This is a genomic window from Microvirga sp. P4_A5 (assembly GCF_056402495.1).
In genome coordinates this window covers 1-10,231 of sequence record NZ_JBFUHH010000128.1, presented here as the reverse complement: position 1 = coordinate 10,231, position 10,231 = coordinate 1, and the positions used below count along the sequence as shown (strand labels likewise).

The following is a 10,231-nucleotide window of genomic DNA, read 5'->3' as shown; positions in this document are numbered from 1 at the left end:
TCTCACTCCCGTCGCGGCCTACGAGGACAAGCAGGAACCCTCGACGCTTCACGTGAAATGGGGCGGCGAACTCTACCGGACCGAGATCGGCCAATCGCCGCTCGACGTGGTGGCGTGGCATGGCAATTATGCGCCCTACAAATACGACCTGCGCCATTTCTCGCCGGTCGGCGCGATCATGTTCGACCATCCCGATCCGTCGATCTACACCGTGATGACCGCGCCGTCCGAGACGCCCGGCACTGCCAATGTGGATTTCGTGATCTTTCCCGAGCGCTGGTCGGTCGCCGAAAACACATTCCGTCCGCCATGGTATCATCGCAACCTCATGTCGGAATTCATGGGGCTGGTCTATGGCGTCTACGACGCCAAGCCCGAGGGCTTCGTGCCCGGCGGTTTTTCGCTCCACAACCAGATGCTGCCGCACGGCCCGGATGCGACCGCATTCGATCACGCCAGCAACGTGGAACTCAAACCGGTGAAACTCACCGGTACGCTGGCATTCATGTTCGAAACGCGCTTTCCCCAACGCGTCACGAAATACGCCGCCGAATTGCCGACGCTGCAGAAGGACTACATCGATTGCTGGCGCGATTTGAAGAAGATGTTCAATCCGGACAGGCGTGAGCCGACATGAATGATTGCCAACCCGGCCGTCATGCCCGGACTTGATCCGGGCACCCACGCCTTCTACCGCCACCGACCTTAAAAGGCGTCAATGGCCGGGACAAGCCCGGCCATGACGGCGGAGAGGCAGCGAATTCTACGACCGTCCGCGCGTGCGGATCATGAAGGTGTCGTAGGCGTATTCGTTGAGCTGCCACCACGGCAGGACCTCGCCACGATAGGCCACCATCGATTCGTAAGCGCGTTTGAAATCGGCGTTCTTGGCCGAGATCTCGCCGTAGAGTTCGTTGGCGGCTTTCAACGCCGCTTCCATGATCGGCTGCGGGAAGGAGCGCAGCTCGACACCCTGCGCGAGAAGCCGGCGCAGGCCGCCCGGATTCACGTAGTCGTATTTCGCCAGCATCCAGTTGTTGGCCGCCTCGCAGGCATTCGCCATGATCGCCTGATAGCTCTTCGGAAGCTCGTTGTACTTCTGCAGATTGACCATCAGGTGAAGCATCGCGCCGCCTTCCCACCAGCCGGGCGCGTAGTAATACTTGGCGACCTTCACGAGGCCGAGTTTCTCGTCGTCGTAAGGACCGACGAATTCCGCCGCGTCGATGGTGCCGCGCTCGAGCGCGGGAAACACGTCGCCAGCCGGTATCTGCTGCGGCACGACGCCGAGCTTCGCCAGCACATCGCCGCCCAAGCCGCCGATGCGGAACTTCAATCCCTTGAGATCTTCGACGGTCGTGAGTTCCTTGCGGAAAAAACCACCCATCTGCGTGCCGGATTGGCCGCATGCGAGCGCGATGGCGTTGTATCGCGCCAGCACTTCGTTGGTGATCTTCGCGCCATCGGCGAAATGCCACCAGGAATGCTGCTGCCGCGCATTCAGGCCGAAGGGGACGCCGGTGCCGAAGGCAAGTGTCGGGTCCTTGCCGATATACATGTAGCTCGGCGTATGGGCCAGTTCGACGGTGCCGTTCTGCACCGCGTCGAGAGCCTGCCCGCCGCCCACGATCTCGCCCGCTGCGAAAGTCTGGATCTGGAATTTATTGTCGGTCGCCTCGGCCATGTATTTGGCGAAGGTCTGCGCGGTCCCGTAGATGGTGTCGAGGGCCTTGGGGAAGCTCGACGTCAGGCGCCAGCGAATTTCGGGCGCGGATTGCGCAATCGCCGGCGACGCGACGGTTCCCGCTGCGGCGGCAAGGCCTGCCCCGGTCAGGAAGCTTCTTCTTTTCATGGTCGTGGACGTCATAGGCGTTTCCCCGCAGATTATTTTGTTGCAAGCTCACCTGAGCATAACAAACAGGCTGGTGGCTATGAAGCTTTCTTCCCTAAAGCAAGGCCGGGATGGCCGACTGGTGGTCGTTTCGAAAGACCTCACGCGCGCGACGGATGCTTTTTTCATCGTTCCGACTCTCCAGCAAGCCCTCGATCAATGGGAAAAGGTCGCCCCGCTCCTCGCCGATCTGTCGGTGCAGCTGGAACTCGGTTCGGTTCCGTCGATCCGCTTTCATGAACACGATTGCGCCTCTCCCCTGCCCCGGGCCTACCAATGGGCCGATGGTTCGGCCTATGTGAATCATGTCCAGCTCGTGCGCCAGGCGCGCGGCGCCGACATGCCGGAGACCTTCTGGACCGACCCGCTGATCTATCAGGGCGGGTCCGACGCCTTCCTCAATCCACGGGACCCGATCCCCGCCCTGGACGAGGCGCACGGGATCGATTTCGAGGCCGAAGTCGCCGTCATCACCGGCGACGTTCCCATGGCCGCCACCCGCGAGGAGGCCGCGGCGGCGATCAGGCTCGTGGTGCTGGTCAACGACGTGTCGCTTCGCGACCTCATTCCCACGGAACTGGGCAAAGGCTTCGGTTTCTTTCAGTCGAAGCCGGCCTCGGCGCTCTCGCCCATCGCGGTGACGCCGGATGAACTCGGTGACGCGTGGAACGGCGGCAAACTGCATCTTCCGCTGCTCTCGACGCTCAACGGGGCGCTGTTCGGCAAGCCCAACGCGGGCGTCGACATGACGTTCGATTTCCCGACACTCATCGCGCACGCGGCCAGAACCCGCAGCCTCGGGCCCGGCACCATCATCGGGTCCGGCACCGTCTCGAACAGGGATTCGGATGGCGGGCCGGGAAAGCCCATCGGCCAAGGCGGCCTCGGTTATTCGTGCATCGCCGAGCAGCGGACGGTGGAGACGATCGGCGCCGGCGCCGCCAGGACGCCCTTCCTCAAATTCGGTGACACGATCCGCATCGAGATGAAGGACAAGGCGGGCCATTCAGTTTTCGGCGCCATCGAGCAGACGGTCGAGCGTTACGAGAAGAAGACGTAACACTCCTCACCCTCCGGCACGCCGGAACACTTTCACCTCCCCGTGCTTTCTAGGGCAACACCTCACAGCACAGGGAGCGTGAATCATGAATCTCGGCAGTATCCTGGAAGGCCTCATGCAGGGTCAGGGTCAACCGCGCGGGCAGGATCGCTCCGGCGGCAACCGGTCGTCGCAGGGCGGCCTTGACGGCATGCCCGGGAGCCTCAGCGACATCGTCGCCAAAATTCCCGGCGGCATGGGCGGGCTCGCGGGCGGTGGGCTTCTCTCCATGATCCTCGGCTCCCGCGGCGGACGGTCGGCAGGCGGTTCGCTGTTGAAGGCAGGCGGCCTCGCGGTTCTCTCCGCTGTCGCCTTCAAGGCCTATGAAGACTGGAAGCGCAAGCAGGCTCCGGCGGCGGGCTCCCTCGATCGAATTCCGGCCCAGCCGCCCGCCGGCAGTGGGTTTCACCTGGACGAGGAGAAGGACAAGGAAGGCAACGAGATGGGGCTGGCGCTGGTCCAGGCGATGATCTCGGCCGCCAAATCCGACGGTCATCTCGACAGTGCCGAGACCACCCGCATCCAGGAACAGATCCAACAGCTCGGTCTCGGCAATGCCGAGAAGGGGTTTCTGATGGACGCGCTTGCGAAACCCGCCGATGCGGCGGCGATCGCGCGCCTGCCGAAGACGCGCGAGCAGGCCTCGGAGCTCTACGTGGCCTCGCGGCTCACCATCGGCGAGGCCGATACACCGGAAGAGAAAGCGTATCTCGACCGTCTGGTCGCGTTGCTCGACCTTCCGCCGGACCTGGTCGCGCATCTCGACACCCAGATCGACGGCGTGCGCGGCGCGGTCGCCTGACGCATCGCGGCAGAGGGCCGCGCAGGCCCTCTACCCGCCCAACTCTTCCTTGAGAAGTTCGAGTTCGAGCCAGCGATCCTCGGCGGCGGCAAGTTCGGCCTGCTGCGCCGCCAGCGCCGCCGAGGCCTTCTGAAAACGCTCGGGGTCGCGGGCATAAAGCTGCGGGTCCGCCATGATCTCCTGCAGCCTCGCGATCTTCTCCTCGATGGCGACCATGCGCTCGGGCAGGGTCTTGAGATCATGCTGCTCGTTGAAGTTCATCTTGCGCTTGGACGGCGAGATCGATGCCGCCGGCGACTTCGACGTCTTCGGCTTTTCTTCCTTGGCGACGAGACGCGCCTGCACGCCCTGCCCGCGCTGGTTGACCATGTCGGTGTAACCGCCCGCATATTCGAGCCAGACGCCTTCCCCTTCCGACACGAGGACGGAACTCGCGGTCCGATCGAGAAAATCGCGATCGTGGCTGACGAGGATGACCGTGCCGGAATAATCCGTGATCATCTCCTGCAGCAGGTCGAGCGTTTCGAGATCGAGGTCGTTGGTGGGCTCGTCGAGGACAAGCAGGTTCGAGGGTCGCGCAAGGGCGCGCGCCAGCATCAGTCGATTGCGCTCACCGCCGGAGAGAACGCCGACAGGCGTGCGCGCCTGTTCGGGCGAGAACAGAAAATCCTTCATGTAGCCGATCACGTGCTTGGCCTGTCCGCCGATCAGCACCGTGTCGCCGCGCCCGCCCGTCAGGGTCTCGGCGACGGTCGCGGTCGGGTCGAGACTCATGCGGCGCTGATCGAGGGTGATCTTCTGCAGGTTGGAGCCGAGGCGAATCCGCCCCGTATCCGGCGGGGACACTCCCGTGAGAAGATTGATGAGGGTGGTCTTGCCGGCGCCATTGGGGCCGACGATGCCGAGCCGGTCACCCCGCAGGATGCGGAGCGACAGATTCGACACGAGCACACGCTCGCCGTAGGCCTTCGAGACCTTCTCGGCCTCGACGACCAGCGTTCCCGATTGCTCGCTCTCGGCAAGCGTCATGGTGACGGTTCCCACCGCACACCGGTGCTCGCGACGCTCCTGCCGCATGGCGTGGAGATTGCCGAGCCGCCTGACATTGCGCTTGCGGCGCGCGGTGACGCCATAGCGGAGCCAATCGGCCTCGGCCACGAGCTTGCGATCGAGCTTGTGCCGATCGAGTTCCTCCTGCTCCAGCACCTCGTCGCGCCAGGCTTCGAAATGCGCGAAGCCGCGATCCATGCGTCGCGTCAGGCCGCGATCGAGCCAGATGGTCGCCTCCGACAGGCTTTCGAGGAAGCGCCGGTCGTGGCTGATGAGGATCATCGCCGAGCGGAGGCTTCTCAATTCTCCTTCGAGCCATTCGATGGCCGGTAGGTCGAGATGGTTGGTCGGTTCGTCGAGAAGCAGGATGTCGGGCTGCGGCGCCAGCGCCTGCGCGAGTGCCGCGCGACGCCCCTCCCCGCCGGACAGGGCCAAAGTCTTCTCTTCACCGGTCAGCCCGAGCTGTTCCAGCAGATAGCGGGCACGATAAGGATCGTCGCCCGGTCCGAGCCCCGCCTCAACATAGGCGAGCGTGTTTTCGAACGCGCTGAGGTCAGGCTCCTGCGCGAGGTAGCGGATTGTCGCGCCCGGCTGCACAAAGCGCGTCCCGCGATCCGGCTCGACGAGTCCCGCGGCGATTTTCAGCAGCGTCGTCTTGCCGGAGCCGTTGCGGCCCACGAGGCAAGCGCGTTCGCCCGGCGCGATCGTCAGTTCGGCGCTTTGGATGAGGGGCGTTCCGCCGAACGTGAGAGCGACGTCCTGGAGTGTCAGAAGTGGAGGTGCAGCCATTTGCGCTTCCGTCGCACCTCCGGCCGGCGGATGCAAGGTTATTGGTCGCGGCCGTAGGGTGGACGCGTGCCGTTCTTTGTGGTCCTTTTCTGGTCCATCGGCTGGACCCCCGCATGACGCTTACGAGACGCCTGCTCCTCCTGGCGCTGATCTCGGTTTTGCCGGCGATCATGATCTGGACGTACACGGAGGTGTCGCTTCGTCGCGCCCGCGAGGCGGAAGTCACCGATCTGGCGATCCGCCAGGCCCGCCTCGCGGCCTCCGAACTGGAGCGGATTTTCGACGGGGTTCAAAGCCTGCTTCTCGCCGTCGACGAAACCATGTCCATCCGCACCTTCAGCTCCCCCAACTGCAATACTTATTTGCGGTCCCTGCAGCGCAAAGTGCCCTACCTCATTTCTATCGTGGCGCTGGACGTCAACGGAGCGGTGAAATGCTCGCCCGGGGAGTTCCCGGCGGAAGAAGCCCGCTTTTCGGATCGCCACTATTTCAAGTCCTCCATGGCGAGCCAGGGTTTCGCAATCGGAGAATTCACGCCGCAATTCAGCGAGGGTGGCCTCGACGTGCAACCGGTCCTGCCCCTGTCCCTGCCGATTTGGGACGACGACGGCAAGATGACCGGCCTGGTCGTCGCGGCGCTCGACCTGAAGTGGCTCGACCAGAAGCTGCAGGAGCGGGTTCTGCCGACCGACGGATCGATTACGATCGCCGATCGCAACGGTGTGATCATTGCGCGGGAGCCCCTCCCCGAGCGGTTCGTGGGAACCCGCATCCCCGCACCGTTCATGAAATATGTTCATGGCGACAGCATCGGCTCGTTCGAGACCTTGAGCCAGGACGGCGTTCAGCGAATTCTCGGCTACATCCCGGCGAGGGTGTCCCCTGCCGGCATCTTCGTCAGTGCCGGTTTTTCTTCCAAAGCTGCCTTTCTCACCATCAACCGCGCTGCCAATCGCGGTTTCATGATCATCGGGGCGGCGCTCGTCCTTGCGCTTTCGGCGTCTTGGCTCGCGAGCCGGGCCTTCATCACCAATCCGCTGGAGACGATGACCCTGGCCGTGCGGGCGTGGCGACGGGGCGACTACAACGCCCGCATGGATCTTCGCGGCGCACCGGGAGAGCTCGGGGTGCTGGCCCGCGCCTTCAACGACCTGATGGATGATCTCGCCGAGCGTCAACGGGCCCTGCAGGCGAGCGAGGAGCATGCCCGTCTCGCCCTCGAAGCCGGGGAGATGGGGACCTGGTGGTACGATCACCTGAAAGGGACCGGAGGCTGGTCGAGCCAGGCGGCCCTGCTGCTCGGATTGTCGGCGGAGCAGACCTCGACGACCCTGCCGGCATGGCTCAGCCTCGTTCACCCCGACGATTCCGGAAGGGTCCTGGCCAATCTGCGCCTCTCCGCCCTCGGAGAAGGCGATTACGAGGACGAGTTCCGCGTCGTACGGCCGAACGGCGACGCCCGTTGGGTCAATTCGAAGGGCCGCGTCTTTTTCGACAACCTGAAGCGACCGGTCTATTTCGTCGGGATCTTTCAGGACATCACCGCCCGCAAACAGGCGGAAAACCAGCAACGGCTGCTCCTCGACGAGTTGAACCACCGGGTGAAGAACACCCTCGCGACGGTTCAATCCATCGCGGCGCAGACCCAACGTTCGAGCCCCGAACCGCAGACGTTTCGACTGGCCTTCGAGGGCCGACTGCTGGCGCTCTCCAAGACGCACGATCTCCTGACCCGCAATTCGTGGCGCGATGCCGACTTGCAGGACATCGCCGAGCAGGAACTGGCGCCCTATCGCCGGGACAAGGACGACCGCGTCACCATCGACGGTCCGCCCGTGAACCTGCCGTCCCGACATGCGATCAATTTCGGGCTCGTCCTGCACGAACTGGTGACGAACGCGGTCAAGTACGGGGCACTTTCCACCACGATGGGCCATATCGACCTGCGCTGGTCTGTCAGTTCCCAGGGCGAGATGACGGAACCGTGCCTGCATGTGTTCTGGCGGGAAGCCGGCGGTCCTCCGGTGGAGCCGGCCACGCGGCAAGGCTTCGGGACCCGACTGATCCGCAGGAGCATCGAAGGCGAACTGGCAGGCTCCGTCACGGTGCGCTTCGCTCCAACCGGCGTTTCCTACGACATCGCCGTCCCGCTCTGACACTCCTTCGGGCGAGAGCGCATGGGCGGAACCAACTTTCCGTTGCGGAAGAGCGCTCCGTAGTCCAGTTTCGCGCAAGACGAGGCAATCGACCTCGCGAGCCTGAGCGCTTTTCCATGTCAAACGTCGTAGCGTCCGCCACCCGCCGCATTCGGATCGTCTCCGCGAGCCTGGCGCTCGCCACTGTCCTCGCCGCCTGCGCCGGAACGCCCAAAGGCGTCCTGCTTCCGGTCGCCGCCGGAACAGCGGGGACGACGAGTGTCGACATGCTGGTGGCGACGACGCGCCACAAGGCGCCCGCCGGCGAGATGTTCAGCGGGGAACGCGGGGAAGCCAAGCCCAGCTTTGCCAACATCACCGTGTCGATTCCGCCGGCAGGCGCCCGTCAGGTCGGCGAGGTGCAGTGGCCCCGCGCCGTTCCCGGCAATCCGGAAACCGATTTCGTGACCCTGAAGGCCGACCCGCTGGATCAGGCCGGTGCGCTCAAATGGTTCAACAGGGCGGTAAAGACCAAGCCGGGCCGCCGGGTCCTGGTCTTCATTCATGGATTCAACAACCGGTTCGAGGATGCAGTCTTCCGGTTCGCCCAGATTGTGCACGATTCCGGCACGCCCATCGTTCCCATTCTTTTCACCTGGCCATCCCGGGGCTCGCTGTTCGCCTATGGGTATGACCGCGAAAGCACGAATTACTCCCGGGATTCCCTTGAAAGCCTCCTCGCCTACCTGGCGAAGGACCCGGCCGTCGGCGAAATTTCGATCCTGGCGCATTCGATGGGCAATTGGGTGACGATCGAGGCGCTGCGCCAGATGGCGATCCGCAACGGAACGATCGCGCCCAAGATCCGGAACGTCATGCTGGCGGCGCCGGACGTGGATGTGGATGTGTTCCGGTCCCAATTCTCCCAGTTCGGCAAGAACCGGCCGAATTTCACGCTCTTCGTCTCCCAGGACGATCGCGCCCTCGCCGTCTCCCGCCGGGTCTGGGGCAGCACGGCCCGCCTGGGAGCGATCGACCCCGAGCAGGAGCCCTATCGCACCCAGCTCGCGCAGGAGAAGATTACCGTTCTGGACCTCACGAAGCTCAGCACCGGTGACAGCCTCAACCATGCCAAGTTCGCCGAGAGCCCGCAGGTGGTGCAGCTCATCGGCCAGCGTCTCGCGAGCCAGGACACCATCACGGATTCCCGCGTGGGTCTGGGCGAGCGGATCGTTCAAGCGACGACCGGGGCCGCCGCGACGGTTGGCAATGCCGCCGGGCTCATCATCACGGCGCCGGTGGCCGTGGTCGATCCGCGAACCCGCAACAATTTCGGCTCGCAGATCGAGGATTTCGGCGGCCAGATCGGCGAAAGCGCGACGGCGACCGGCAATCTCGTCACCCGCGCACCGGCGGAAGCGGCAAGATCGGGACCCTGAGGCGCTTATCCACCGGCAGATTTTGCACAGGCTGTGAATTGAGGGGATTGCGGGGGTATTCGCACCCGGCCACCGCGGGGACGGAACGCTGTCACGCAGTTTGCACTTGGTCCGTCAGGCGAAAACACTGACGCCGTGCCGGAGACGGAACATGCCGCTTCATTATTTTCACTGTACGAACGGGGTGGATCTGGTCTTGGACCGGCGCGGCAAGAGGGTTCGCCCGCAGGAAATCGCCCATGCGGCGGCCGATATCGCCGGCTCCCTCATGAGCGGCGTGCCGGACCTGACCGATTGGTCCGATTGGCTGGTCAACGTCTACGATTCCGAAGGCAGCGTTGTGGCAATCCTGCCCTTCGTCGGCAAAAACCCGTGAAGGAACCGGGCTGCGCGATGGCAGCCCGTCCGTTTCGATCGATCAGCGCGGCCCGCCGACGGCAGGCGCCATGCTGCCGCTGCCGAGCGTGTTGCCGGCCGGCATCGGCGATTGATAGATCTGCGATTGAACGTAGTTCGGCTCCCGGCTCGTACTGCCGGAAGAAACGCAGCCTCCCAACAGGGCAGCGGCGATCAGCGCGAGGGCAAAGTGTTTCATGATCGGTCCTAGAAGGCCCGCGGCGCAGGGCCGTCGGACGGTATGGCGGTCCGGAGAAAAAACCGGCCTGCCATCAACAGGCTGCCTGTTCGAACCCCGCTCGGCCGGAGCTGGATTGGTCGCCCTCTCTCCGAAACGATTGCAGTGCACATGACCATCAAGCCGCGCGCACGGTCAAGTCAAAACGCGGCCGGCTTCCCGTCCGCGCCGCGACCTGACCCAGCGATGATCCACCCGAAGACCATGCTGTCGGTGCGCTATTTCGAAGTTCCTCAGCGGCAGGAAAGAACGCCAGAGGCCTGCGGAGGGTGTTCCACGGCACATCCCGGCCACAGGCGAAAACAAGGGGCAACGGGCCGAAAAACGTTACGTGGCCACCGCTTTGGAGCGCCTCGACCGCTAAAATCGCCTCCCGCAACACTATCCACTGT

At 64.1% G+C, this 10,231-nt stretch carries 9 protein-coding genes; 6 read left to right on the top strand and 3 right to left on the bottom strand.

Annotated features, from left to right (window positions below):
* A partial coding sequence (locus tag AC1DVM_RS21060; protein ID WP_477257727.1) for a homogentisate 1,2-dioxygenase domain-containing protein occupies positions 1 to 637 on the top strand: 637 nt, incomplete at its 5' end.
* 126 nt (positions 638 to 763) lie between these two features.
* Here the strand turns inward: AC1DVM_RS21060 and AC1DVM_RS21055 are convergent.
* Entirely contained in the window at positions 764 to 1,852 is a 1,089-nt protein-coding gene (locus AC1DVM_RS21055; RefSeq protein ID WP_477257729.1) for a TRAP transporter substrate-binding protein, read from the bottom strand.
* 79 nt (positions 1,853 to 1,931) lie between these two features.
* Here AC1DVM_RS21055 and AC1DVM_RS21050 point away from each other — a divergent pair, with 79 nt between their 5' ends.
* Positions 1,932 to 2,951, top strand: coding sequence for a fumarylacetoacetate hydrolase family protein (locus tag AC1DVM_RS21050; RefSeq protein WP_477257725.1), 1,020 nt, complete (start codon positions 1,932 to 1,934; stop codon positions 2,949 to 2,951).
* An 85-nt stretch (positions 2,952 to 3,036) separates the two neighbouring features.
* Positions 3,037 to 3,792 (top strand): tellurite resistance TerB family protein, encoded by a 756-nt coding sequence (locus AC1DVM_RS21045; RefSeq protein WP_477257723.1) that lies wholly within the window; start codon positions 3,037 to 3,039, stop codon positions 3,790 to 3,792.
* A gap of 30 nt (positions 3,793 to 3,822) precedes the next feature.
* On the opposite strand, the gene AC1DVM_RS21040 is transcribed toward AC1DVM_RS21045, so the two are convergent.
* Positions 3,823 to 5,631, bottom strand: a complete 1,809-nt coding sequence (locus AC1DVM_RS21040) for an ATP-binding cassette domain-containing protein (protein ID WP_477257721.1) — start codon at positions 5,629 to 5,631, stop codon at positions 3,823 to 3,825.
* Positions 5,632 to 5,744: 113 nt separating this feature from the next.
* Between AC1DVM_RS21040 and AC1DVM_RS21035 the strand changes: the two genes are divergently transcribed.
* The 3 genes from AC1DVM_RS21035 (at position 5,745) to AC1DVM_RS21025 (ending at position 9,581) form a co-directional block, all read left to right on the top strand.
* Positions 5,745 to 7,787, top strand: coding sequence for a sensor histidine kinase (locus AC1DVM_RS21035; RefSeq protein ID WP_477257719.1), 2,043 nt, complete (start codon positions 5,745 to 5,747; stop codon positions 7,785 to 7,787).
* A gap of 116 nt (positions 7,788 to 7,903) precedes the next feature.
* Positions 7,904 to 9,205, top strand: a complete 1,302-nt coding sequence (locus AC1DVM_RS21030) for an alpha/beta hydrolase (RefSeq protein ID WP_477257717.1) — start codon at positions 7,904 to 7,906, stop codon at positions 9,203 to 9,205.
* Between the two features lie 151 nt (positions 9,206 to 9,356).
* Entirely contained in the window at positions 9,357 to 9,581 is a 225-nt protein-coding gene (locus tag AC1DVM_RS21025) for a DUF6894 family protein (RefSeq protein ID WP_477257715.1), read from the top strand.
* Positions 9,582 to 9,623: 42 nt separating this feature from the next.
* Here the strand turns inward: AC1DVM_RS21025 and AC1DVM_RS21020 are convergent, their stop codons facing one another.
* Complete coding sequence (locus AC1DVM_RS21020; protein ID WP_477257713.1) at positions 9,624 to 9,800, bottom strand: hypothetical protein; 177 nt, start codon at positions 9,798 to 9,800, stop codon at positions 9,624 to 9,626.
* Positions 9,801 to 10,231 lie beyond the last annotated feature (431 nt).